The organism is Haloferax sp. Atlit-6N, assembly GCF_003383195.1.
Taxonomy (GTDB): Archaea; Halobacteriota; Halobacteria; order Halobacteriales; family Haloferacaceae; genus Haloferax; species Haloferax gibbonsii.
In genome coordinates, this window is the sequence record NZ_QEQJ01000427.1 from 1 (window position 1) to 431 (window position 431).

1 pseudogene is annotated in these 431 nt (G+C 67.3%); it reads left to right on the forward strand.

Going from position 1 to position 431, the window contains the following annotated elements:
• Window positions 1–431 (forward strand): annotated as a pseudogene (locus DEQ92_RS23030) (DNA topoisomerase VI subunit B); the annotation flags it as partial.

Genomic DNA, 431 nt, shown 5'->3' on the forward strand with positions numbered 1-431 from the left:
TCGCCCGCGACCTCAAATCCTACCTCAACAAGCGGCGCTCGATGCAGAAGCGCCGGAAGAAACAGGACGTTCTCGGACGGATTCTGCCCGAGATGGCCGACAAGCTCTCGGAGGTCACGGGCCGGCCGCGGCCGAACATCGACGGCGCGCTCGCCCGGATTATGAACAACGTGAGCGTCGAGCGCGAGGTCGACGGCGACGCCGTCACGCTCGTCGTCGAGAATCACTCCGACCGGACCGAGGCGCCGGAGATCACCGACATCGTTTCCGCCGAGCCGTCGGACCTCCCCGAGGACGCAAGCGTCGTCGACCTCGACGGCGAGGGGTTCGTCTCGTGGGGGCCGTCGGTGCCGGCGGGCGAGTCGGTCGAACTGACATACACGGTTTCGGGAGACGCGTCGTTCGACGTCGACGTCGACGGCGTCGAGACC